Annotated in this window: 25 protein-coding genes; 22 read left to right on the top strand and 3 right to left on the bottom strand. The window is 60.1% G+C overall.

Annotation, left to right across the window (positions count from 1 at the left end; genetic code table 11):
* Position 1 precedes the first annotated feature (1 nt).
* The 9 genes from AC0YNU_RS16955 to AC0YNU_RS16995 all read left to right on the top strand — a co-directional run bounded on the left by AC0YNU_RS16955 (position 2) and on the right by AC0YNU_RS16995 (position 6654).
* Positions 2-1105, top strand: a complete 1104-nt coding sequence (locus AC0YNU_RS16955; protein ID WP_475758593.1) for a hypothetical protein — start codon at positions 2-4, stop codon at positions 1103-1105.
* The gene (locus AC0YNU_RS16960) at positions 1102-1851 is read left to right on the top strand and encodes a glycosyltransferase family 2 protein (RefSeq protein WP_475758595.1); all 750 of its coding nucleotides are present in this window, start codon (positions 1102-1104) and stop codon (positions 1849-1851) included. The genes AC0YNU_RS16955 and AC0YNU_RS16960 overlap by 4 nt, the downstream gene beginning before the upstream one ends.
* A 19-nt stretch (positions 1852-1870) precedes the next feature.
* Positions 1871-2593, top strand: a complete 723-nt coding sequence (locus AC0YNU_RS16965; protein WP_475758597.1) for a sugar phosphate nucleotidyltransferase — start codon at positions 1871-1873, stop codon at positions 2591-2593.
* On the top strand, positions 2590-3789 hold the full coding sequence (locus AC0YNU_RS16970; protein ID WP_475758599.1) for a GT-D fold domain-containing protein: 1200 nt from the start codon (positions 2590-2592) through the stop codon (positions 3787-3789). Before AC0YNU_RS16965 ends, AC0YNU_RS16970 begins: the two co-directional genes overlap by 4 nt.
* Before the next feature lie 48 nt (positions 3790-3837).
* The gene (locus AC0YNU_RS16975) at positions 3838-5175 is read left to right on the top strand and encodes a glycosyltransferase family 2 protein (protein ID WP_475758601.1); all 1338 of its coding nucleotides are present in this window, start codon (positions 3838-3840) and stop codon (positions 5173-5175) included.
* 237 nt (positions 5176-5412) lie between these two features.
* A complete protein-coding gene (locus AC0YNU_RS16980; RefSeq protein ID WP_475758603.1) occupies positions 5413-5700 on the top strand; it encodes a nucleoside-diphosphate sugar epimerase in 288 nt (95 codons plus the stop codon).
* Positions 5701-5724: 24 nt separating this feature from the next.
* Complete coding sequence (locus AC0YNU_RS16985) at positions 5725-6063, top strand: alpha-helical endospore appendage domain-containing protein (RefSeq protein ID WP_475758605.1); 339 nt, start codon at positions 5725-5727, stop codon at positions 6061-6063.
* Positions 6063-6410, top strand: coding sequence for a hypothetical protein (locus tag AC0YNU_RS16990; protein ID WP_475758607.1), 348 nt, complete (start codon positions 6063-6065; stop codon positions 6408-6410). The genes AC0YNU_RS16985 and AC0YNU_RS16990 overlap by 1 nt, the downstream gene beginning before the upstream one ends.
* Positions 6382-6654 (top strand): hypothetical protein, encoded by a 273-nt coding sequence (locus AC0YNU_RS16995; protein WP_475758609.1) that lies wholly within the window; start codon positions 6382-6384, stop codon positions 6652-6654. The genes AC0YNU_RS16990 and AC0YNU_RS16995 overlap by 29 nt, the downstream gene beginning before the upstream one ends.
* Before the next feature lie 303 nt (positions 6655-6957).
* Here AC0YNU_RS16995 and AC0YNU_RS17000 read toward each other — a convergent pair whose 3' ends face one another.
* Positions 6958-7182 (bottom strand): cold-shock protein, encoded by a 225-nt coding sequence (locus AC0YNU_RS17000; RefSeq protein ID WP_475758611.1) that lies wholly within the window; start codon positions 7180-7182, stop codon positions 6958-6960.
* A 585-nt stretch (positions 7183-7767) separates the two neighbouring features.
* On the opposite strand from AC0YNU_RS17000, the gene AC0YNU_RS17005 reads away from it, so the two are divergent.
* From AC0YNU_RS17005 to AC0YNU_RS17040, 8 genes are all read left to right on the top strand, one after another.
* Positions 7768-9072 (top strand): CgeB family protein, encoded by a 1305-nt coding sequence (locus AC0YNU_RS17005; RefSeq protein ID WP_475758613.1) that lies wholly within the window; start codon positions 7768-7770, stop codon positions 9070-9072.
* Positions 9073-9089: 17 nt separating this feature from the next.
* A complete protein-coding gene (locus AC0YNU_RS17010; protein ID WP_475758615.1) occupies positions 9090-10241 on the top strand; it encodes a CgeB family protein in 1152 nt (383 codons plus the stop codon).
* A 186-nt stretch (positions 10242-10427) separates the two neighbouring features.
* A complete protein-coding gene (locus AC0YNU_RS17015) occupies positions 10428-11963 on the top strand; it encodes a glycosyltransferase family 4 protein (protein WP_475758617.1) in 1536 nt (511 codons plus the stop codon).
* 35 nt (positions 11964-11998) lie between these two features.
* Positions 11999-13096, top strand: a complete 1098-nt coding sequence (wecB, locus tag AC0YNU_RS17020; RefSeq protein WP_475758619.1) for a non-hydrolyzing UDP-N-acetylglucosamine 2-epimerase — start codon at positions 11999-12001, stop codon at positions 13094-13096.
* The gene (locus AC0YNU_RS17025) at positions 13086-14069 is read left to right on the top strand and encodes a polysaccharide biosynthesis protein (RefSeq protein ID WP_475758621.1); all 984 of its coding nucleotides are present in this window, start codon (positions 13086-13088) and stop codon (positions 14067-14069) included. The genes wecB and AC0YNU_RS17025 overlap by 11 nt, the downstream gene beginning before the upstream one ends.
* A complete protein-coding gene (locus AC0YNU_RS17030) occupies positions 14066-14899 on the top strand; it encodes a dTDP-4-dehydrorhamnose reductase family protein (protein WP_475758623.1) in 834 nt (277 codons plus the stop codon). The genes AC0YNU_RS17025 and AC0YNU_RS17030 overlap by 4 nt, the downstream gene beginning before the upstream one ends.
* Positions 14896-15837 (top strand): NAD-dependent epimerase/dehydratase family protein, encoded by a 942-nt coding sequence (locus tag AC0YNU_RS17035; RefSeq protein ID WP_475758626.1) that lies wholly within the window; start codon positions 14896-14898, stop codon positions 15835-15837. Before AC0YNU_RS17030 ends, AC0YNU_RS17035 begins: the two co-directional genes overlap by 4 nt.
* 30 nt (positions 15838-15867) lie before the next feature.
* The gene (locus AC0YNU_RS17040; RefSeq protein WP_475758628.1) at positions 15868-16671 is read left to right on the top strand and encodes a glycosyltransferase; all 804 of its coding nucleotides are present in this window, start codon (positions 15868-15870) and stop codon (positions 16669-16671) included.
* 136 nt (positions 16672-16807) lie between these two features.
* Here the strand turns inward: AC0YNU_RS17040 and AC0YNU_RS17045 are convergent, their stop codons facing one another.
* Together AC0YNU_RS17045 and AC0YNU_RS17050 are read right to left on the bottom strand one after the other, a co-directional pair.
* Positions 16808-17272, bottom strand: coding sequence for a helix-hairpin-helix domain-containing protein (locus AC0YNU_RS17045; RefSeq protein ID WP_475758630.1), 465 nt, complete (start codon positions 17270-17272; stop codon positions 16808-16810).
* 26 nt (positions 17273-17298) lie between these two features.
* Positions 17299-17676: a VOC family protein gene (locus AC0YNU_RS17050; protein WP_475758632.1), complete on the bottom strand. Its 378-nt coding sequence runs from the start codon at positions 17674-17676 to the stop codon at positions 17299-17301.
* Between the two features lie 178 nt (positions 17677-17854).
* Here AC0YNU_RS17050 and AC0YNU_RS17055 point away from each other — a divergent pair, with 178 nt between their 5' ends.
* The 5 genes from AC0YNU_RS17055 to AC0YNU_RS17075 all read left to right on the top strand — a co-directional run bounded on the left by AC0YNU_RS17055 (position 17855) and on the right by AC0YNU_RS17075 (position 21862).
* A complete protein-coding gene (locus AC0YNU_RS17055; protein ID WP_475758877.1) occupies positions 17855-19018 on the top strand; it encodes a GIY-YIG nuclease family protein in 1164 nt (387 codons plus the stop codon).
* A gap of 79 nt (positions 19019-19097) precedes the next feature.
* Positions 19098-20117, top strand: coding sequence for a serine hydrolase domain-containing protein (locus tag AC0YNU_RS17060; protein WP_475758635.1), 1020 nt, complete (start codon positions 19098-19100; stop codon positions 20115-20117).
* 42 nt (positions 20118-20159) lie between these two features.
* On the top strand, positions 20160-20720 hold the full coding sequence (locus tag AC0YNU_RS17065; RefSeq protein WP_475758637.1) for a GNAT family N-acetyltransferase: 561 nt from the start codon (positions 20160-20162) through the stop codon (positions 20718-20720).
* 18 nt (positions 20721-20738) lie between these two features.
* Positions 20739-21281, top strand: a complete 543-nt coding sequence (locus tag AC0YNU_RS17070) for a GNAT family N-acetyltransferase (protein ID WP_475758639.1) — start codon at positions 20739-20741, stop codon at positions 21279-21281.
* Positions 21278-21862 carry an HAD family hydrolase gene (locus tag AC0YNU_RS17075; RefSeq protein ID WP_475758641.1) on the top strand — a complete coding sequence of 195 codons (585 nt, stop codon included), beginning with the start codon at positions 21278-21280 and terminating at the stop codon, positions 21860-21862. Before AC0YNU_RS17070 ends, AC0YNU_RS17075 begins: the two co-directional genes overlap by 4 nt.
* Positions 21863-21879: the final 17 nt, after the last annotated feature.

Consider the following 21879-nt stretch of genomic DNA (forward strand, 5'->3'; position numbering starts at 1 on the left):
CATGCAATCGTCGAGAAGAAGCCGTCCAGGCAAAGTCAGAAGCAAACGCAGCCTCAGAGGCGGCAGCAGCAGCGGCAAAGCCTTGCCGAAGCATGCCGCTTCCCGGCGGCTGGCGGGCAGAAACGGGCATTCCGGCTCGCAGAAGGCCGATTATGCGGCCGGTTTCGCCGAAGCCGCGGCGCTTCTTCGGAACGGCGCGGCGCCGCTTGCCGGTTATGATGCCAAGCTGCGCATGAACGAGCACTGGACGCGCCGCAGCATGAGAGGCGGACTGCGGCCCGGCAGCGTGCTGCAGCGCGGCAAGGCGTTCGCGGACGGGTTTGCCGCAGGCCTTCGCCAGCCTGGGGGCATGTGGGTGCCGGTCGCGCTGACGAGATCGGCGGCCGCTGTCGTGATGGCAGGGCCTAACGCCCGGATCGAATCGGTCCAGCAGCTGCTGCGCCTGCCGCTGGAAGAAATCATCGTCGTGATGGAGGCCTCGGGAGGAGACGCCTTCAACCGGTTCCGGGCATTGCCGGATGTGACGATCATCCATACGCGCGAGAGCTTGGGAACGGATGTGGGGCGGACAGTCGGCGCGCGGCTGACGAATGCGGAGCTCGTGCTGTTCGTCGACGGAGAAGCGCCGGCCGCGGCGGAGCAGCTGGCGGGCTTGCTGGCGGAAGCCCAGGCTGGCAGCGATCTGGTCTTGGCCGACGTGACCAGCCGGCTCGGCGCGTTCCGCGGTTGGAATGACGCGGCGCGGATCCAGGCCTTCATGAACTGGTCGCTGGGCAAGCCGGAGCTGCAGGCCAATTCCGTCGCCGTGCTGCCCCATGCCTGGTCGCGTCCCGCCATGGAACGCGTCGGACTGCCGCTCCTGGCCGTGCCGCCGATGGCGCATCGGGCGGCGATCGAGCATCAGCTTCGCATACGCTGCTGCCCAATCACTGCATCCAAGCCAGTAGCGCTGGGCACCGGCGGCTTGGGGCCGGTTGACGCCGCGAAGCTGTCGGCGGGCGATCATATCGAAGCATTGCGGGCCGCCATGCGAACGAAGGGTGCCCGGCTATCGCTGCCTGACGGAGTCCGGCGCCGGTTAGCGGCAGGAAGGAGCGCCACATGAACGGCATGACCAGCATCATCATTCCGACGTATAACGGGCTGTCGCTTCTTCAGGCTGCGGTCGCGGCCATCCGGGAGTATACGGATCCGAAGCAGACCCCGTATGAAATCATCGTCGTAGACAACGGCTCATCCGACGGCACGCCGGGCTGGTGCGTCCGGGAAGGGCTGACATGCGTATCGGCCGCGCGCAACGCGGGGTTTCCGAAAGCCTGTAACCAAGGCATGCGTGCCGCAAACGGCGAGTACTTCCTGCTGCTGAACAACGACGTCACGGTCTCGTTCGGCTGGCTGCAAGGGCTGCTGGAAGCCTTGAACAGCCGGGCAGATGTCGGCATCGTCGGGCCGGTCACCAACTATGCGAGCGGCAGGCAGCAGGTCGAGTATCCGTTCAGTTCGATGGTGGATTTTCACCGCGCCGCGGCCGACGCCTTCGTGCGCGAAACGCAGGGCCACGAGCCGATTTCAAGGCTGGTCGGGTTCTGCATGCTGTTCCGGCGCACGCTGTACGAACGGATCGGCGAGCTGGATGAGCGTTTCTCGCCCGGTCATTACGAGGATGACGATTACTGCTTCCGCTCGCGCATGCACGGATTCGGCCTGCTGATGTGCAGGAACGTCTTCGTCCATCATGAGGGCAGCGCCAGCTTCAAGCGCAACGACGCCGTTCAGGTCGCGCAGCTGGTCGAACGCAACCGAGAGCTTTTCAAAGCAAAATGGCAGGTCGATCCTGCGAATTTCATGTAACCGTTAGGAGGTCATTAATTTGAAAGCTGTTATCTTGGCCGGAGGGACGGGAACGCGGCTGCTGCCCCTGACGAAATTGCTGAACAAACATCTGCTGCCGGTTGGCCGTCTGCCGATGATTTGTTACGGCTTGATCAGCCTGCAGGCCGCGGGAATCACGGATATCCTGCTTGTCACGGCACCTAAGGCGCTTGGGGACTTCGCTTCGTTTCTCGGCAGCGGCAAAGATTACGGAGTTTCGCTTACCTACCGGATTCAGGAAGAAGCGGGCGGCATCGCGCAGGCGCTGGAGCTGGCCCGGCCGTTCATCGGCAGCGACGACAAGTTCATCGTGCTGCTCGGAGACAATTTGTTCGAGGAGCCGCTGAAGCCGCATTTGGATGCATTCCGTTCCCAGCCCTCGGGGGCCATGGTTCTGCTGAAGCAGGTGCCGGATCCGGAGCGCTACGGCGTGCCCGTATTCGACGGCGGCGGACGAATCATCCATATTGACGAAAAGCCTGCGGCGCCGCAAACGGATAGCTGCGTCACGGGCATTTACATGTACGACGGCACGGTCTTCGACCTGATTGCCGAGCAGTCGCCGTCGCAGCGCGGCGAGCTGGAAATCACGGACGTAAACAACGGCTTCGCCGGCAAAGGCAAGCTGGAGTATCGGCATTTGAGCGGCTGGTGGACGGATGCGGGTACGTTCGACTCGCTGCTGGAAGCGAATCGGAAGCTGATGGGGGATATCACATGAGCAAACGAATCAAGGCGGCCGTTTCCGCGCGCGTTCTCGCGGCAGCGCCGGTGGCCGCCGGAGCGGGAAGAAGCATGGCGGCAAACAAGGCCAAAGCGGTGCAAAAACGCAGCGCTGCTTCCGCTGGCACCGGAACGGCCGCCGCGCCTGGAGCGGTTGCCGCTCCCGCGCGTTCTTCCGGCGGTACGGCCAAATCGCGGCCGGTCACCGGCAAGAAGAGGACAAGAGCCCGCAAAGGCAAGGCGCCCAAGCGGAGATTCCGCGGCCGAAAATGGCGTGCGCTGCCTGCGGACGGTACAACTGGCCTCCAGCAGTCGGCAGTCGAATCGCAGGAGGTGACGGAGCTCGGCGTCCGCCCGAAGGAACCGGGTCAGGAGCATGCGGCGGCGGTGAGCTACGAGCTTGGCCTGTATGAAGGCGGCGAGCTGCTGCTGGAACAGGAGACGCCGGCCAATTTGCTGCTGCCGGAAATCAGCCTGCGCGAAGTCATCGCGCGGGGAGCGGAGCAGATCCGGCCGCTGTGCATTCCGCTCATGGATGTGCAAGAGGTGTTCATGGAGTTGGAGACGGCCATCGCCGAGCAGCGGCCCTGCGCTGTCGTGCGCCTTGGAGACGGCGAACTGCTGACGCTCGCACAAGGGGTCATGTATGATGAAGGCACCATTCAGCGCGAAGGGGACTTTCTGCCTTACGCCGGGGTGCATCCGCCGGATTTGAGAGCAAGGGACCAGCTGGTTCAGGCCGTCCGCCTTGCGCATATCGTCGGCGTACCCACGTCGCGGCGGAAGCATTTTCAACCCTTGCTGTACCCGGTTTTCCGCAGCCACCAGCTGGAGCTGACGAACCTGAGGCTGACGAGCTCGGCCGTCAATTATAATTTCCACCAAGCGGGCTTGCTGTATCGGCTGCTTGCAGGCAAGAAGATCGTGGTCATCGGCAACGTGGCGCCGGCCCTGTCCCAGACGCTGTTGAAGTGCGGATTCCAGGTGAACGGCATCATCAGCCCCGTCAAAGGCGTAAACGACGTCGACCGGATCATGAGCGAGGTCAGAGGCGTCGATTTCAACCTGGCACTCGTATCGGCGGGCATCGCGGCCGTCATTCTCTGTACCCGGATCGCGCGAGAGCTCGGCAAGACCGCGCTCGACTTCGGCCATATGGCAGACGGGATCGTCAGAGGAAAATATATCCTGTAAACGCGGCCTCCGCGAGCGGGCTGTTCGAGAAGGAGTTGAGTGAGGACCATGAGAAAGCAAGTGCGCTCCCGGCGCAAACGGCAGCAGGCTTCGCGCGTCCGTTCCCGTACCCGCCTAAGAAAGCGGGCGAGCAAGCCCGTTTCCTCGCTGGAAGCAGGCTTGGCAGCGGGATACCAGGAAGGCATCCGCGCGGGCCAGCACAGCTTCGGCACGCATTTTGACGGCACGAGCATTATCATTCCGAGCTACAATCAGCTCGACTACTTAAAGAAATGCATTGCGAGCATACATGATATGACGGCTTCGCCTTATGAAATCATCGTTGTCGACAACGCTTCCACCGACGGAACGGCCGAATACTTGCAAACCGTAGGCGGCGTCGTTCGTTTCCGGGTGCTGGAGCGCAATCGCGGCTTCGCCGGGGCGATCAACGTCGGCCTGATGATGGCCAAAGGAAGCATGCTGCTGCTGCTCAACAACGATACGATCGTGACGAACAACTGGCTGGACAATTTAGTGGCCTGCTTAAGAAGCGATCCGGCCATCGGCATGGTCGGTCCCGTGACGAATTACATTAGCGGCGATCAGCGAATCGAGGTTCCGTACACGGACGAAAGCGGAATCCTGCCATTCGCCCGGCGATTCAATATCAGCAATCCCGTCAAATGGGAGCGGACGGATCGGCTGACGGGGTTTTGCCTATTGTTCAGGCGCGAGCTGTGGGAGCGGACGGGGTACTTGGACGAAGGCTTCGAGATCGGCAACTTCGAGGACGACGACCTCAATATTCGCGTGCGCCTGCAGGGGTATGCGCTCGTGATCGCGCGCGATACGTTCATTCATCATTTCGGAAGCGTGAGCATGAAGGCGCTCGGCAGCAAGTTCGAGGAAGTGAACACGCGCAACGAGCATGTTTACATGGACAAATGGGGCAATCCCCACGACTTGATTGAAGCGGTCCGGCAGCTGGGTACCGCTTATCCGCCACAGGGCGAAACGGCCTTCTTCCCGCAGGGAGTCGTCGTCCGCGGCGTGACGGATGCGCACTACTGGATCGAAGGCGGCATACGAAGACCGATCGTCGGCGAGGTGGGTGTACCTGTCGTGCGTCTCTCCCAAATCGATGTCCGGCGTTGGCCGGCCGGCGATTCCATCGCCGCGGAAGTCGTCGAAGCGGCCTGGCATGGCCATGGGGGAATCTGGGAAGCGAACGGCATCCTCTACATGGCGGAGAACGGCGTCCGGCGCCGCGTGCCGAGCATGAAGGCAGCGGAAGCCTGGAGCTTGCAGCTGCGACGGGGAACGCCGCCGCCGGCCGAACAGCTCGGGCAGCTTGCCGAAGGCTTCCCGGTAATCGCGCCGGTCCGCGTTGCGGAGCATTTGTAGCCGAAGAGGCTGAACAGACTCGCCTGACGAATCGTTGAGGCAGCAGGCAGCCGGAGCGTCACTTCGGCGCTTCGGTGCTTCTGCGTCTACGGCCGCGTATCGGCAGTACCGCGAAAGGACTGCCGCGCATATGCTGATAAGGACCAATACCGCGATGAGCGTCGCATGTCCAATCTTGCGTTTGGTCGCGCTGACCAATCATCATTCCCGGGAGTTCCAGTTAAAGGAGGACGTGTCATGCAGCATATCGTGACGGAAATGATCGAGCATATATCCCATTCCCAGGAACAGCTGTCGCGCATCCTGGAGGGCAAACGCCATGTCGCCGTCCGAATGGCGCAGCTCGTTCATGCGCTTCCGGACCAGCATCCCGGTTTCGGCGGCTTTGATGATTTGATGGACAATTCCAAGGCGGTGACGGGGAGCGTCGTCGCTTATTTGAACAGCATCGCCGAGCTTCAGGAGTCGCTTGCCGTGACCTTGAGCACGGTCATGAAAGAGTTCGCAATCGAGGACGAAGAATAAGGCGGAGGAAGGGAGCATCAATTCATGAGTCGGGAAACGGCATATGCTAAAATGCTGGACGCCTCCGCCAAGCTGCAGTGGAACGTGGCGATGATTTTGGAGGCAAAGGCGCTGGAGGCCGAGAAGGTGCGGTCGTGGATGCTCAATCATGTGACGCCGGATGCTTTCGCCGACCATCAGGCGCATCTGAAGGCGACGATTAGCGTGCATGATCAGCTGGTCGAAGTCATCGACGGGCTGACGAAGCTGAACATGGGGATGACGAACGTGCTGAAAGCCGCGCTGCGTCATCAAGACGGCGAATCGGAGGGCGGTTTCGAAGGTATGCTCGGCGGCTCGTTCGATTTGGGGGAGAAGCAGTAATGGATCGGAATCGGCTGGAGCGCGAGGCGCGCATCGCGCTGATCGGCGCGCTTTCCCGCAGTCAAACAGCCGTCGCCCGGATCTTGGAAAGCGTAGGGGATATGGCACGGAACGACCCCGGCATGGCCATGTCCATCAAGCGCAATATGAATTCGCTCGCGGCGATGCAGCAGACGCTCTCCGAGATGGTGCGCGCCATGGAGCGCCATCCGTCGCGGCGAAGCACGGGGAAGCCGGCCGGCCGGCCATGGCTGAACCGCAGCGCGGCATTGCCGGGCGGCAGCAAGGAGCCGTCGGAGCGCAAAGGAGGAAACCGAAGTGGTCGCAGCAGCCGTAAGGACGAATAAACGGCGCAAAGCAGCGGGGCAGAAGCGCAAGAGCAGCGCGAAGCCGCGGTACCAGGGCAAACGGAGCAAGTCCTCCCGCGGGAGAAAATCGACGCCGCGCAGGAAGCAGCGGACGCGTCAGCCGCAAACCGGAGCCGGCTATAATCAGGCCTTCGACGCCGCCTATAATCAGGGCTACAATCAAGGCTTCGCCAAAGGCTTCGAGGACGGCCATCAGATCGCTTACGAGCAGCAGAACGGTTAAGCAAAGGCTGGAGCGGGCTTGGAGCAGGCTTAGAGCAGAAGAACCCCGTTTTCCGCACGCAGGCGGAGGCGGGGTTCTTGGCATGTCAACAATCGCGTTAACAACTCAGTTCTGAGGGGGGTCTTGGCATGCCAACAATCCAGTTTACAGCTCAGTTCTGAGGCGGGGGTTGGCGGTCAAGCGAATGAATAGAACGACTGCAGGAGCCGGAAACGGAGGCATTTGCTAACAACAAAAAAGAAAGCTCTCCGCGCCAAACTGAAATTGGCGGGAAGAGCTTGATTGACAACGAAATAGCCTGTCTTACTGGAAGCCGCGTTTCGTGCCGTTCGTCAGAACCGGCAAGTTTTTGATCTCGCTGGTCATGGTGGAATGACAGATGGGGCAGGTCGGAAACTCTCCGAACGAGAAATCGTTCCTCATCCAGCAAGAGCAGCTTTCGTTGGTGCATGTCCAAATAGACGTCTCTTCTTCCGGGATCGGTTCCACTTGCTTTTTTGAGAAATGAATGATCAAGCCCTCCTTCACTCGTACGCATGCCTTTATCCTCTTATAATATGTGATTGGACTGCCAAAAATATACTACTTTTTGTAATTCTGTCTAACAACCTTTGGTTTGAAGATCTCGAGCCGCAAATATGACATGCGTTATCCGCCGATTGCACCCGCAGGGAGCCAACGAATCATGCGATTTTTGGTCAAATTGACCATTTTTATTCCAAAAATATCCTCAACCCCTTATTACCCTCAAATGCCCTCATTACAGCACCGCCTTTGCTTCTTCGTTGCATATTTTCAAGCGCGGAAGGAAAAAGAGAGCCCGAGAGGTGCACCCCGTACACTACCTAACATTCAGAAAGAAAAATGCACTTTGCAGCTCGTTTGCGTTTCCCTTGTAGGGGCAGCCGCAAGACGATTTGAGGGTGCATTTTGCTTAAAGAAGTGCCCAAGCCCAAGTGCAGGCATGTCAATTGAGAGTGACTTTGGTGATTCGGAGCCCACAGCATCGGAGCCTGGCCCTAAAAAAGCTGCAAGCGCAGGTTTTGCGAATGGATGCGACTTTGGTGCGGAGCACCACGGGAGCATCCATCGCAAAACCGGAGCCCGACTTTGGTGCGAAGCACCACGGGAGCGCTCATCGGCATTGCCGGCCCTGAAGCGCAGCTGCCCAGCATTTCCAGCGCGAAGCGCGACAGCCGCCGCTGCACGTTCGCCTTAGGGGTCATCAGCCAATTTTGTATCCCGCGCGGACAAGTGACCAAGAGCCTTGCCTGTCATTCGCATATATATGGTGACAGAAGATACGATCATTCAGAGGTGGCGACTGTGCAAATTGAGGAACAAATGAACGCCCAGGCGGCAGCGGCGGGATTCGCGTCTGGATATGAGAACGGGCTGCGGGACGGCGCCTGCGAATATTTGCTCCGGCATTTGCAGCCGGCGGCGCCGATGAAGAGGGACAGCCGCGTCCTGTACATTCCGCAGGGGTTCGAGGGAATCGATCAAGGCATTATCGAGGCGCTGCGCCAAACCGTGCGCGAGGTATACGTAGCGGATGCCACGAGGATGGCGGAACAGGCTGCGCTGATCCGGCCGGACTGGGTGCTGGTGCTGAACGGGCTTCATGTTTTTCCGGCTAACCATCTGCAGCAGGTCGATACCGTTCGTTCGCTTGGGATACGGACGGTTATTTGGTTTGCCGATGATCCGTACGTTACGGCGGACACGATGTACATCGCGCCGCGTTACGACGTCGTGCTGACGCATGAGCTGAGCACGATGCAGATGTATCGGGACCGGGGCTGCGCAAAAGTGATCTATATGCCGCTGGGCGTCGATCACAACCGGTTCAAGCCGATGGTGGTCGAGGAGAAGTACCGCAGCGATGTGTGCTTTATCGGTCAAGCGTTTTGGAACCGGGTGGAAATGTTCGATGCGCTGGCCCCGTATTTGAAGACGCGCAAGGTGTTTATCGCCGGGGGGCTCTGGGAGCGGTTGAAGCGGTTCAAGGAGATGGAGCGATTCATCCGGATCGGATGGCTGCCGGTAGAGGAAGTGGTCAAATATTACAACGGGGCGCGCGTCGTAATCAACCTGCATCGGACAACCGAGGTAGGCAAGGACAACAAGAACGTGCTTAATTTGCCGGGACGCTCGATTAATCCCCGGACCTACGAGATATTGGCCTGCGGCACGATGGAGCTGACGGATCGGCGGGAGGATCTGCCGAATTATTACGTGCCCGGTCTCGAGCTGGACACATTCGCCAATGCCGTGGAGCTTCGGAACAAGCTGGACTACTACTTGACGCACGAGGATGAGCGGCGGACGATGGCGCTTCGCGGTTTGAAGCGGACGCTGAACGATCATTCCTACCTGCGGCGTCTGCAGCAGATCGGGGAGGTGCTGGGATGGTAAGACGAGGGAGGAAGACGATGACAACGACGAGAAAGCGGCGGCGCGCTAGAGCAGGCACCGGGCGCGACGCGCTTCATGGCCGCCGCGACGCGCACCAAGGCCGCGTGGAAGGCTTCCGGCTCGGATGGGAGCACGGTCACTGGTTCGGGCGCTGCGAAGCGGCGCTTCAAGCCGGCGCCGAACCCCCCCCGCCCATCGTTCAGGCGCATGTCCTGTTCGTGGCCACGGGGAAAGGCTTTCCCTATTCGCCGCTCGACATCGCCATCGCCGAAGCGTTCCGAGGCCAGGTAGCGCAGCTGACGATCACCGACACGAAGCAGCCCGTGGCCGACCTGGCCTTGCGGATCCGTCCGGATTTCGTCATCGTGCTGGACGGCCTGGAATTCGATGTCGCCCATGTGGACCGCATGCGGGCGGCGGGGATTCGCACGGCCATCTGGTTCACGGATGATCCCTATTACACCGACATCACCTCGAAGATCGCTCCGCATTACGACGTCATCTTCACGCTCGAGCTGATCTGCGTCGAGTATTATAAGCGGCTCGGCTGTCCGAATGTCCATTATTTGTCCTTAGGCGCGGATCCGTCCTCCTTCCGGCCGCGCAATCCGGAGCGCTCGCAGCGCCATGAGATTTGCTTTATCGGATCGGCGTACTGGAAGCGGGTGGCGTTTTTCGATCAGCTGACCCGTTATCTGGCCTCCAAAGATACGCATATCTCCGGTATCTGGTGGGAGCGGCTGAAGGAGTTCAACCTGCTCGCGAGCAAGATCGAGCTCGGCCGCTGGATGGATCCCTTGGAGACCGCCAATATGTACAACGGCGCCAAAATCGTCATCAACATGCACCGTTCCCCGGACGACGACACGTTCAACAACAACAGCGCGGGCATTCAAGCGATCTCGCCGAATCCCCGCACCTTCGAGATCTCCGGCTGCGCGACGCTCCAGCTGACGGACATCCGCGACGATCTCGCATCCTTCTATACGCCGGGCGTGGACATCGTTACCTATGCGTCGCCGCAAGAGATGATAGAGAAAATCCAATATTATCTGACCCACGAGGAAGAGCGTCGGGCCATCGCGATGCGCGGCATGATCCGGACGATGCGGGAGCATACGTACGCGAAGCGGATCCAGCGCATGCTGGGGCTGTTGTTCCCGGTATGAGTGACGGTGCGGGATGGGTGTACGGCCGGGCAGGGCGACATTTTGTGCGTTTGCTGGCGGTTCAAATGACGTGCCGCGTCAGCGGCCTTCCAAATACTATATAGAAACTAGGATCAAAGAGTAGAGCAATACGGGACGGAGGTGAACGCCTGCTCGAGCTTTGCCGCTGACGAGCGAGGCAGCCGATTGAAGCATACGAAGCCGAAAATGCTGGTCTTCTCGCATATCTGCAGTCCCCAATACGTAACGGGTGCCGAGAAGCTGTTGTTGTTTATGGTCAGGGAACTGCTGCCGGTATTTGCATGCACGCTGGTCGTTCCGAACGAAGGCGTCATTGCGTCAGGTGCCAGGAGCCTTGGCATCCCAGTCATCGTACAGGATATCCCGCTTGTCGTCCCGCTCTACTTGGCGCTCCCGCATTTGCAAGAAGAGATTGCGAAGCAGCAGCAGGAGCCTTCCTGGCAAGAACTGCTCGCGCTGCTTAGCCGGGAGCAGCCGAACGTCATCCTTGTCAACACCTGCGTGCACCCGCTTCCCGCCATTGCCGGCAAAGCGCTCGGCATTCCCGTCGTATGGTCCGTCATGGAAGCGATCCGCGACACGCCTTACACGGCAGCGTCCGCCGCGGTGTTCGAGCAGCATGCCGACTTTATCGTCGGCATCTCGGAAGCGGCGCTCGGGCCGCTCCGCACGCCGGGCATGATCCCGAGAACGAAGCTCGTTTACCCCTCGTGGCATCAGAACGAGCTGCGGCCGGAGGGCTGGCAGGAGCATCGCGTGAATCGGCGCAGGCAGCTCGGCATCGAAGACCAACATCGGCTGGTCGGGTACATCTCCTCGTCCATCTTCGATGCCAAAGGATTGGAGCATTTCATGCAAATGGCAGTCCGCAACGCCGTGCTGCATCCGAAGGCGATGTTTCTGATCGTCGGCAATCCCGTCGACCAGCCGTACTTCGACCAGTGTCTGGACATCGCGCGCAGGCACGGGCTGATGGAGCGCTTCCGCTGGCTGCGATTCGAGGAGCAGGTATCCACGGTTTACCCGGCGATGGATCTGCTCGTCGTTCCGAGTTTGATGGCGGAGGGCTTCGGGATGACGGCGCTCGAAGGCATGGTGTTCGGCAAAGCGACCGTGGTCTACGGCTCCGGCGGTCTCGCCGAGATCGGCCGAGCGACGGGCAACGGCGCGTATGTCGTCCAGACAGGAGACATCGACGGACTGGCGGGCAAGGTTTCCTCGCTGCTGAGCGACGATGTTGCCCTGCAAGCAGTCGGCGCACGCAGCGCGCGGGAGGCGCATGCCGCATTCGGCATCGCCGTTTATCGGGAAAGGCTGCAAGCCTTCATCGATTCGCTCAAGCTGGAAGGCCAGACGCCAAGGGTGTTGAAGGGCAGCGGGCCTGCGATCTACCTGTTCGACCAAGGCAAGCTTCGGCCTTTCCGCACGATGGAGGCGCTTCTCGGCGTCGGCTATCGGCCCGAGGATGTGCGCATCGTGCCGGATGCCTTCATTGCCTCTTGGCCGATCGGCGAACCGATCGGCCAGGAGAAACAGGCGGCGCAGCCGGCTCGTCTGAAGCGCCGGAAGCATGGAGGCAGGCAATTCGGGAAGCGGCTCGGCAAGCGGCGGAGCGGTACCAAGCTGAGACGCGGCAAAACGCGGACCGGCAGCGGCAAAGCCTCGGGCGGCAGGAAGAAACGCCGCAGAAAAGCATCGTAGCGGAAGCGCAGATCACCAGAAGGAGGAAACCTTTCATGCGCGTTGTAACGATTTTGGGCACTCGTCCGGAAATCATTCGCCTTAGTCTCATTATTCAGAAGCTGGATGCGCTGGCCGAGAAGCATGTGCTCGTGCATACCGGACAAAACTTTTCTCCTTCCTTGTCGGATGTGTTCTTTCGGGAGCTTGGACTGCGGCAGCCGGATGTGCTGCTCACCGACGCGAAGCAGACGCTCGGCGGTCAGCTGTCCGTCATGTTCGCGGAGACGGAGCGGGTGCTGACGGCGCATAAGCCGGACGTCGTGCTGCTTCTCGGCGATACGAACAGCGCGCTGTGCGCGATCATCGCCGAGCGGATGGGCATTCCGGTCGTGCATATGGAAGCCGGCAACCGGTGCTATGATCTGTCGGTTCCGGAAGAGAAGAACCGCCGGATCATCGACGCGGTATCGTCGATCAACATGCCTTATACGGCCTACAGCAAGGGCAACCTCCTGCGGGAGGGATTCCCGAGCAACCGGATCGTGCAGACGGGTAACCCGATCCACGAGGTCATCACCCACTACAAGCCGCAGATCGACGCGAGCGACGTGCTGGAGCGCTTCGGGCTCGAACCCGGCGGGTACGTGCTCGTCACGGCGCACCGCGCGGAGAACGTCGACGTGCCGGAGCGTCTGACCGGCATTCTGGAGGGCTTGAACCGCGTGGCGCGCCGCTTCGATAAGCGCGTCATCTGCAGCGTGCATCCGCGGACGAGGTCGCGCATCGACAGCGGAGCCGTACAGGTCGACATGGATGCGAGGGTGGAGTTTCACGAGCCGATGGGATTCTTCGACTTCGTGCGGCTCGAGCAGCATGCGCTGCTCGCGATAACGGACAGCGGAACGGTTCAGGAGGAATGCTGCCTGTTCAAGGTGCCGACGGTTACGATTCGGCAGACGACGGAACGTCCGGAGACGATTGACTGCGGCAGCAACGTGGTATGCGGCTTGAACGCGGTCCGGATCGAGGAAGCGGCGGCGGTCATGACGGCGCTGCCTGCGAAGTGGGAATGTCCGGAAGGGTATCTGGCCGGGGACGTATCGGATAAAGTGGTTAAATTTGTGCTTGGAGGGAAATGGAATGTTTACTAATCAGCGCATACTGGTCACCGGGGGTACGGGTTCCTGGGGCTATGAATTGATTCGCCAGCTGCTGCCTCAGCAGCCGAAACAGATCATCGTATTCTCCCGCAACGAATCCAGCCAGGTGGCGATGAACCGTTCGTTCGAGGATCCGCGCCTCAGCTTCTGCATCGGGGACATCCGTGATAAGGAAGCGCTGATGCGCGCCTGCGAGCGGGTGGATTACGTCTTTCATTTGGCGGCTTTGAAGCATGTGCCCGTATGCGAGGATCAGCCTTACGAGGCGCTCAAGACGAACGTGATCGGCACGCAGAACGTCATCGAAGCGGCGATCGCGAACGGCGTGAAGCGCGTCATCTACATCTCGACGGATAAGGCGGCGAACCCGTCCAACTTCTACGGCATGACGAAAGCGATCGGCGAGAAGCTGATCGTGTACGCGAACCTGCTTCATTCCGAGACGACCTTCGTCTGCGTGCGCGGCGGCAACGTGCTCGGCACGAACGGCAGCGTCGTTCATCTGTTCACGAACCAGATCAAGAACAAGCAGCAGGTACGCATCACGGACATGAACATGACCCGCTTCTTCCTGACGCTGCAGGATGCGATCACGCTGCTGTTCAAAGCGTCGATGGAGAGCGTCGGCGGCGAGATATTCGTCATGACGATGCCGACCTGCCGGATTATCGATCTGGCCGAGGTTCTGATGGAAGACATGGGCATCGATGCGGAAATGGTGGAGACCGGTATCCGTCCGGGCGAGAAAATTCATGAGATTTTGCTCACGGAGCATGAAAGCTTGACTACGGTATCGTACGACGAGGAGTATCTCGTCATCCTGCCTACGCTCGATATTCCGGGGCTTCGCCAGCACTATGCCGCGAATCCGAAGGTCGACTTCGACAGCTACAGCTCCGCCGTCGCGCTGATGACGAAGGATGAGATTCGCTCCATGCTCGTCAGAGGCGGGTTCCTATCATGAAGCTCCTCGTCATCGGGGGCAACGGCATGGCGGGGCATGTGCTGATCCGTTATTTCCGCGAAGCGCATCCCGAGCATGAGGTCGTCTATACGACGCGGAGGGCGGACGGAGAAGGGAGTCTGGCGCTTGATGCGACGGATGCCGAATCGGTCGCGGCCCTTGTCCAGTCGGTGCGGCCGGAGATTATCATCAACGCGGCCGGCGTCTTGAATCAGGACGCCGAGACGCACCCGCTCGCCGCGTACATGGTGAACGGCTTTCTGCCGCACTGGCTGCGCTATGCCGCAGATACGATCGGCGCGCGCGTCATTCATATCAGCTCGGACTGCGTGTTCAGCGGCGCTCGCGGGTCGTATACGGAGCAGGACCATCCGGACGGAACGTCGGTCTACGCGCGATCCAAAGCGCTTGGAGAGCAGCGCTACGGCCGGCATTTGACGATCCGGACCTCGATTGTCGGACCGGAAATCCGTCCGGCTGGAATCGGCCTGCTGAAATGGTTCATGGCGCAAAGCGGTCAGGTGAAGGGATACGCCAACGTGTTATGGAACGGGGTGACGACGCTGGAGCTGGCGAAGGCCGCGGCGTTCGCTATCGAACATCCGCAAATTGGCGGCTTGGTTCATTTGACGGCTAGCGAACCGGTGAACAAGCTTACGCTGCTGCTCTTGTTCCAGGCGGCATTCGAAGTGCAGGATGTGCGCATCGTGTCCGACGACCGGGTGTCGATCGACCGGACGCTCGTATCGACGCGGCGAGACTGGACGTATCGGACGTCTGGCTATATCCCGATGCTGGATGAGCTGGCCATGTGGATGAAGCAGGCATGAGCCGGCCGCGCCTGCTCGTGACGGGCGCGGGCGGGTTCTGCGGCGAGCATGCCTGCCGGCATTTTGCATCGCTCGGCTGGCAGGTGACGGCGGCCGTCCGCCGTCTTCCGGCAGCGGGCGCGGCTGAATGGGCATGGCTCGGCGGCGTAGATGCCGTCCTGGCCTGCGATCTGTCCTCGCGAAGCGAGACGGAAGCGCTGGCGCAAGGCGCAGCACCGGATTATGTGTTGCATCTGGCAGGCGCCAACGCCGTCGGCGCATCGTGGAACGATCCCGCGGCCGTGCTGCAGAGCAACGTCATGGGAACGGTCCATCTCCTGGAAGGCATCCGGCATCTCGGCAAGCCGAGCCGGGTGCTGGTGGCAGGGTCGATGCTGCGGTTTCCGCTGGCGTCGGCAATGGATGGCCCGATGCCGCAGCATCCGTACAGCTTGAGCAAGACGATGCAGGTACTCGTCGCGCAGAGCTGGGCGTCGCTGTTCGCGATGGACATCATCGTCGCGGAGCCGTCTAATTTGATCGGCCCCGGCCGGTCGGGCGGGTTGTGCGGGCTGCTCGCGCGTCATGCCGCGGCAGCGGAACGCGCCGCCGATCGCGGCACGGATGCGCCTGCGCCGTTTCGCTTTTCTTCGCGCGGCGAGCGGCGCGATCTGCTTGACGTGCGCGATGCGATAGCCGCGTACGAGCTGCTGTTCAACGCGGGCACGAGCGGCCGCGTCTACACCATTGCGTCCGGCATCATGCGGACGCTGGAAGAAATTGCGGACGCGTTCAGCGCGCTCGCGCTGCAGCCGCTGCGGTGGGAGTTCGGCGACTCGGATGCCGCATCGCCGTTGCCGCCCGATATCGGCGGCACGGCAGCGCTCGGCTGGTCGCCTCGCTATTCGCTGAAGCAGTCGCTGCAGGATACGCTGGAAGCCGCTCGTCTGCACGTATGATCATTTTGCTGGAGATAGGAGGGAAGCAGCATGGGCGTTCAACCATCTAAACCACTCGTCACCATTGTCATCCCATTCTATAACGATCCCTATGTCGCCGAAGCGGTCGAGAGCGCGCTCTCGCAGACGTACGGCAACATCGAGATCATCGTCGTCGATGACGGTTCGACAATGCATCAGGAACCGCTCCACCGCTACGCCGGCCGCATTCATTACATCGGCAAGGCAAACGGCGGCACGGCGAGCGCGCTGAACACGGGCTTCCGGCTTGCGGGCGGGAAATACGTGGCATGGCTCAGCTCGGATGACCGTTTCTACCCCGACAAAATCAAGCGGCAGGTCGAAGTCATGGAGCGTACGGGCGCACAAATCAGCCACTCCGGCTTCGATATGATCGACGGGCGCGGCATGATGACGGACTTCAATATCATTCCGCCAGGCACGGCGACCGGCGATTTCTATCGGGCGTTCCAGAACAGCAACCCCGTGAACGGCTGCACGGTCGTCATGACCAAGGAGCTGTATTGGACCGTCGGACCTTTCAACGAAACGATGCGGTACACGCATGACCTGGATTATTGGTTTCGCGTGCTGCTCTCGGGCACGCCGTTTCAACTGCTGCCGGAGCCGCTCTGCGCATACAGGAGGCACGAGCAGATGGGGACGGTCAAGCATGCCGAGGCCATCGCGCGCGAGGTCAAGAACACCTTCGCCAAATACGAAGCGCGCTGGCTGTTGTATCTCATACAGCTCGGACTTATCCCTCGTGGAGGCAGCCAATCGCCAGCGAGAAAAGCAGGGCTCAGTGGAAAGCCGCGCGGCTCGTCGCGTTAACGAGAACCCAAAAAGACCGCGTTCCCAAGGAACCTTGGCCCCGCCCTGCGAGCGGAAACAGCGTTCAATGGAGACTCGGTCTTTCATTTGGCTGTACATAAGCAGTCGTCGCTGACATCGCCGCAGCCGCCGGAATCTAAAGCTTCCCGTGCCACGACTCTTCAGGTCGATCGGCAGGGTAGCCGTGAAGGGTACGGTAGGCTTTGCGCTCCAACGTGAAATCATGCCATACCTTGCTGCTCTCCGGATGCGCGGCATGAAACGCAAGACAGCGAAACGCATCCTCCAGGCAGGGGTCTTCCCAATAGCCGCACTGCTTCTCCCATGCATCGATCAGCTCGGCGCCGTCTTTGCCCGCAAGCTCTTCAAGCTCGCGGAACCCCATGTCCACCACGCGCTGCGCCACCTTCGGACCGATGGAGGGAACCGACTGGAACTGCGCCAGTCCGCGAAGCTGCGCCGCGCGTTCTAACGAAACATCCAAACACCGGGACAGCTCGGCCGCATCCGTTCGGGCAATATCTCCAATTGCGATGGAGCACTCCTTCAACCGTTTCTTGTCCCCTGCTGTCAGCGGCAGCTTCGGTGCCGTCCTATTCATGATCGATTCCTCCCAACCTGAGTGTGCTACGCGAACAAGCTGATCAGATTTCCGTCCGGATCGGCGATAACGGCATAACGTTGGCCCCAGAACGCGTCCCACGGCTCACGAATGCTTTCATAACCATGCGAAGTAACTTTGCCGTGCAGCTCGTCCACCGCCTTGGCGCCATCACAGGCAAAAGCAAGCTCGATGCGATGACCTGACGGTTCCTCCCAGCGGCCGTAGACATCTCTCGCCACCTCGACCGTATCGAATGCGATGCGGACGCCGTCCTGCAGGATTTCCACGTGAGGCTGACCGTCCTGTTCCGCTGGAACGTCGAAGCCGAGCACCCGGTAGAAATCAAGCGCCTTCTTCATGTCTTTGACGACGATGCCGACCATATCGAGTTTAATTGTCATCTGCAACCAGCTCCTCTCATTTTCACCATCCAGTATAGCATAAAGGTTTCCAACCCTTCCTTTTCGTGCACCCGGCTTCTTTTCAAAACCTATCGTCGGCAGTACAATATAAGTCCAGGAACAAATGTTTGGAGCCGCGGCCGACGCGCCGGCGGTTCAGCGGAGGTGACGCGTGCAAATGGAGACAACGGCGCCGTTCGCGTTCAAGGCGAGCGATTACCCGGAGAAGCCGGGCTGCTACTTGATGCGCGATGCATCGGGCGTGCTGCTCTATGTCGGCAAGTCCAAGAGCCTGCGAAGCCGCCTGCGGTCCTACTTTACGACCCGCCATACGCGCAAAAGGCTGCAGGAACTCGTGGCGCAGATTGCCAGCATCGAGATTATTCTCGTTAACAACGAGACGGAGAGCCTGCTGCTCGAAAATAATTTGATCAAAATCCATAAGCCGCCCTATAATCGCGCCCTTAAGAAGGATAACAGCGGCTATGCGTATTTGGAGTTGACCGGGGAACGCATCCCGCGGCTGACGGTTCATTATCGGGACCGGCGCGAGTCCGCTCCTGCGACCGAGTCTGTCTCCGTGCGTAAAGGCGCCAAGGACGCCGGAGAAGAGCCGGCATACGAGCCGAAGCGGTTCGGTCCATTCGCGAATGCTAGATTCCGCACGGAGCTGCTGGAGTTTCTTGCCGACCATTACAAGCTGCGCTCCTGCACGGTGCTGCCCAAACGCGCCTGCCTGCTTTACCACATCCATAGGTGCAGCGGCATCTGCGAAGGGCATATCTCCGAGGCGGATTACGCGAAGGACGTGAAGCAGCTGTCCGACCTGCTGTTCGGCGGCACCAAGGATGCGCTGATCGCCCGCATGTACGGTCAGATGACCGAGTACGCCGAGCAATTGAAATTCGAGAAGGCGCAGAACATGCTGGAGCATATCCGCAATTTGGAGAAGACGCCGGAGAAGCAGATCGTCGACCGGGAGACGAACCTCAACCAAGAGGTGCTCTACTTCGGCAGCGAAGGCGTCATGATCGCGAAGGTGCAGCAGGGGATGCTGCGGGATTTCCAGCTGCACGAACTGGAGAGGGGCTATGCGGAAACGGCATGCGACCGGTTTCTGATCCAACGCTACAGGGCGGAGACGAAGCCCGACGAGCTGATCGTTAACCGAATCGCCGATCCCGCCGCGGTACGAAGGGCGCTTCGCCGCCCCGGCGAGGGACAAGCTCCGGCGCTGCGCATCACGGAGCCGAAGCGCGGGCTGAAGCATGCCCTGCTGCAGCTGTGCAGGGAGAATTATGAATATCGCAAGGGCGGCGGGGAAAGCACCGATTTGGGATAACGAGTCTGCTAGGTCCTGGTTTCCTCTGACTGGCGCGAACACGAATGTATCTTCCACTATTCCGCAAAGGAGCCTATCCATGCAGCTGAATATCGAAGCAGGCCCATCTCCGGCCTTCCTCCGACTGAATGACTATATGAGCCGTCAAAGGGAATTGTCGCTCTCCTCGGGGGCTTCCTTATGCATCATCCACCGGGATGTCATCGTTCATGAATGGTATGAGGGGCAGCATGATTTGTCGCCGGGCAGCCGGCCGATCGATGCCGATTCACAATTTCATCTGGCATCCGTACGCAAGACGTACCTCGGTTTTGCCGTCAGTCTTGCCCTTGAGGAGGGACGGATCGCGAGCGTCGACGACCTCGCAGCCGATTATCTGGATGATGCCGACCGGACGTTGCTGGCAGGCACGACGATCCGCCACCTGTTGACGCATACGCACGGGCTTCAGGCAAGGAGCGTCCAGGCGCGCGTTTTTCCGCCGGGAACGGATTGGAGCTACAACAATAGCGGCGTGCACCTGCTCTTTCGGATCGTTGGCAGCGTGTTCGGCAAACCGCTGGCCGAAGTGCTCCGCGAGCGCGTCTTCGAGCCGCTTGGCTTCGGTCGGACGGGCTGGCGCAAGGAACGGACGGAGCAGCTCGTTTGGATGAACGACGATAGGTACGACGGTCATCAGGGTGCCGATAACAACATGTTCGCGAGCACGCGGGAGCTGGCTTATTGGGGCTTCTTGCATGTGAACAAAGGGTTGGTCGGCGGTCGGCAGATCGTGCCTCGGGGCGTGTTTGAACGGGCGGCCACCGTGACGTCTCCCGAAGAGCTTCCGGCCGATCGTCCGCGCAACGGCTTCTTGTGGTGGGTGCAGGATCGTCCATTGGACAGTTCCGAATTGGGGCCGTCGCTGCCCGCGGGATCCTATCAGTCCCTGGGCGCCTATGGCTGCGCGGTCCTCGTCCTGCCATCGCATGATGCGGTCGCGGTTCGCATGCTTAACCAGCGCGAGAAGAGTCCGGCGGGCTACGATTATTTGGCGGACATCCGCGGCTTCGGTGACGTAGTGAAGGCGACGCTCGAATATGCTAGTATCATAAAATAACTTAGATTTCCAAAATAAATCAAATACATTGGAGGGAATGCGATGGATCCATTGCTATTGGATATTCCGACGCAGTTCGAGACGGAACGGCTGCTGATCCGCGTGCCTCGTCCGGGAGACGGGCGCGTCGTCTGGGAGGCCATTCAAGCTTCCATAAACGAGCTGCGGCCATGGCTGCCCTTTACCCGGCAAGATCAGACCGTCGAGGACGTCGAATCGAACCTTCGTACGGCGTATGCGAAATTCATTCAACGGGAAGACATGCGGCTGCTGATCTTCGATAAGGCGAGCGGGAGCTTCATTGGTTCCTCCGGACTGCACAATCCGAACTGGGACGTACGCAAATTCGAGATCGGCTACTGGATCGATACGCGGCATAGCGGCAAGGGCTATATGACGGAAGCGGTGGAAGGCATAACCGCGTTCGCGTTCACGGAGCTGTTGGCGCGAAGGGTGGAGATCCGCGTCGACGTGCTGAACGAGCGCAGCCAAGCCATTCCGTTGCGGCTCGGTTACTGGCACGAAGGCACGCTGCGCAACGACGACATGTCGGCGGACGGCACGCGGGTCCGGGATACGTACATTTTTGCGATGATTCCATGAGAGAGGAATTGAGGCCGCTTGGGAGAAGGCCGAGAAGGTCGACAACATGCACCAGGTTCCATAAGAGAGGATAGCGAGCCATCCTTCGTCATTCGGGAAGCGGAGAGGATCGAAATTCCGCTCGTTCATCGCTTGATGCGGCTGGCTTTCGAAGAATACCGCGGTCGGCTTCATCCCCAGTCAGGCGCGCTCAGGGAAGAAATCGCCGACATCGAAGCGAAGTTTCAGCGTGGCGGCGGGGCGATCCTAGTATGGCGGGGGACGGAGGCGATCGGTTCTGCGCAATATAGTTGCAAGGAGAATTATATGTACATCGGCCGCGTGTCCGTCGTGCCGGAAGCAAGGGGATATGGACTTGGCTCGCGTATCTTGGCTTTTCTGGAGCAGCTTGCGCTGGATAAAGGCATGCCGGAAACCGGGCTGGAGGTCCGATTATCCGTGCCGCACAATATTGCGTTCTACCGGGCCAAGGGCTACGAAGTCGTCGAGCACCTCGAATATCCGGAACGAACGGATTCGTGGTACGTGATGCGCAAGCGAATCGAGCGTGGTGGGTTATGAGAAGAAGACAGCTGATACTGGATGTCGGCGGCGTCATTCTCTCCAACTTGGATACTTTCTGGGAGAGGATCGCCGAGGCTGCAGGCAAGTCCTATGATGAGATTCGAAATGCGTATGCGGCGGACATTCGCGAAGGCTTATGGAGCGGCGCGTTGCCGGAAGCCGAATTCTGGCGCTGGCTTCAGGTCTGTTATCCAAGCGTGGCTGCGGACGAAGCTCGCGAGTTGCTCCTTGGCCAAATGCAGCCGCTGCCCGCGGTTCACCGCATTCCGGCGTGGAGCCGGGTGGCGGATGTTCACATTCTGAGCAATCACCGAGCGGAATGGCTGGTCCCTTGCTTGGCGCCCATCCGAGCTTATTTGGGACATGTCATCGTTTCTAGCGAAGCGGGAGCGAGCAAGCCGGCCGCGGGTATTTTCGAACAGCTGCATAGACTGCTTGACCCTGCGGCACCGATTCTTTACGTGGACGACCATCGGAAGAATCTTGCCGTGGGGGAGCAGTTCGGCTGGCAGAGCCTCCTGGCGGACGAAGCAGGAGCATGGATCGAGCAAGTAAATGAATGGCTCCATATGGAGTAAATAAGTATTCGTAAATG

Source organism: Paenibacillus sp. J31P316 (assembly GCF_056269105.1).

What these genes read in the sequence shown, in the direction of transcription:
- AC0YNU_RS17040 (WP_475758628.1), top strand. Translation starts at nt 15,868, where the DNA reads ATGGGCGTTCAACCATCTAAACCACTCGTCACCATTGTCATCCCATTC.
- AC0YNU_RS17030 (WP_475758623.1), top strand. Translation starts at nt 14,066, where the DNA reads ATGAAGCTCCTCGTCATCGGGGGCAACGGCATGGCGGGGCATGTGCTG.
- AC0YNU_RS16955 (WP_475758593.1), top strand. Translation starts at nt 2, where the DNA reads ATGCAATCGTCGAGAAGAAGCCGTCCAGGCAAAGTCAGAAGCAAACGC.
- AC0YNU_RS16970 (WP_475758599.1), top strand. Translation starts at nt 2,590, where the DNA reads ATGAGCAAACGAATCAAGGCGGCCGTTTCCGCGCGCGTTCTCGCGGCA.
- AC0YNU_RS16960 (WP_475758595.1), top strand. Translation starts at nt 1,102, where the DNA reads ATGAACGGCATGACCAGCATCATCATTCCGACGTATAACGGGCTGTCG.
- AC0YNU_RS16980 (WP_475758603.1), top strand. Translation starts at nt 5,413, where the DNA reads ATGCAGCATATCGTGACGGAAATGATCGAGCATATATCCCATTCCCAG.
- AC0YNU_RS16985 (WP_475758605.1), top strand. Translation starts at nt 5,725, where the DNA reads ATGAGTCGGGAAACGGCATATGCTAAAATGCTGGACGCCTCCGCCAAG.
- AC0YNU_RS17055 (WP_475758877.1), top strand. Translation starts at nt 17,855, where the DNA reads ATGGAGACAACGGCGCCGTTCGCGTTCAAGGCGAGCGATTACCCGGAG.
- AC0YNU_RS17010 (WP_475758615.1), top strand. Translation starts at nt 9,090, where the DNA reads ATGACAACGACGAGAAAGCGGCGGCGCGCTAGAGCAGGCACCGGGCGC.
- AC0YNU_RS17075 (WP_475758641.1), top strand. Translation starts at nt 21,278, where the DNA reads ATGAGAAGAAGACAGCTGATACTGGATGTCGGCGGCGTCATTCTCTCC.
- AC0YNU_RS17025 (WP_475758621.1), top strand. Translation starts at nt 13,086, where the DNA reads ATGTTTACTAATCAGCGCATACTGGTCACCGGGGGTACGGGTTCCTGG.
- wecB (WP_475758619.1), top strand. Translation starts at nt 11,999, where the DNA reads ATGCGCGTTGTAACGATTTTGGGCACTCGTCCGGAAATCATTCGCCTT.
- AC0YNU_RS16990 (WP_475758607.1), top strand. Translation starts at nt 6,063, where the DNA reads ATGGATCGGAATCGGCTGGAGCGCGAGGCGCGCATCGCGCTGATCGGC.
- AC0YNU_RS17060 (WP_475758635.1), top strand. Translation starts at nt 19,098, where the DNA reads ATGCAGCTGAATATCGAAGCAGGCCCATCTCCGGCCTTCCTCCGACTG.
- AC0YNU_RS17050 (WP_475758632.1), bottom strand. Translation starts at nt 17,676, where the DNA reads ATGACAATTAAACTCGATATGGTCGGCATCGTCGTCAAAGACATGAAG.
- AC0YNU_RS16975 (WP_475758601.1), top strand. Translation starts at nt 3,838, where the DNA reads ATGAGAAAGCAAGTGCGCTCCCGGCGCAAACGGCAGCAGGCTTCGCGC.
- AC0YNU_RS17065 (WP_475758637.1), top strand. Translation starts at nt 20,160, where the DNA reads ATGGATCCATTGCTATTGGATATTCCGACGCAGTTCGAGACGGAACGG.
- AC0YNU_RS17035 (WP_475758626.1), top strand. Translation starts at nt 14,896, where the DNA reads ATGAGCCGGCCGCGCCTGCTCGTGACGGGCGCGGGCGGGTTCTGCGGC.
- AC0YNU_RS17045 (WP_475758630.1), bottom strand. Translation starts at nt 17,272, where the DNA reads ATGAATAGGACGGCACCGAAGCTGCCGCTGACAGCAGGGGACAAGAAA.